This window comes from Mesorhizobium sp. M7A.F.Ca.CA.002.05.1.1 (assembly GCF_003998335.1).
Lineage (GTDB): Bacteria > Pseudomonadota > Alphaproteobacteria > Rhizobiales > Rhizobiaceae > Mesorhizobium.
The window spans coordinates 1-424 of the sequence record NZ_RZQI01001673.1 but is presented as its reverse complement, the minus strand read 5'-3'; the positions used below and the strand labels follow the sequence as shown (position 1 = coordinate 424).

At 61.8% G+C, this 424-nt stretch carries 1 pseudogene; it reads right to left on the bottom strand.

Annotation, left to right across the window (positions count from 1 at the left end):
- Nucleotides 1–47: 47 nt before the first annotated feature.
- Nucleotides 48–424: pseudogene (locus EN939_RS37720) on the bottom strand (hypothetical protein); the annotation flags it as partial.

The following is a 424-nucleotide window of genomic DNA, read 5'->3' as shown; positions in this document are numbered from 1 at the left end:
CCTGAGAAGCGTGCGCCGCGACGCACGCCTCATGCAACTGCCGAGACCTAGTTCGTCGCGGCAGCCCTCTTGCGGCGGGTCTTCTTCGGCTTGTCGGCCGTTGCCTGATGCGCGGTTTCGTCATAGCCGGCAAAGGCCTGATAATCCTGCGCCGTCGGCTCGGGCACGACGACATTGGAATCGGTGAAGACGAACTGCGTGGCAACCGAAGGATCGGTGACCTGGACCTGATACTGGTGGAGCTGCGAGTAGAGGACCTCGGTGCCATGCATCACAGCCGTTCGGATCGGCATGGTGATCGTGCCTGGAGAAAACTTCGGTCCGGGGACAATCTTGCCGGCGACCGCAATCTTCATCGTCAGCTGGCCGTTGGCACGGCTGCAGTCGCGTGTCACGTCGCTGACCGACGCCTGGTAGATGATAT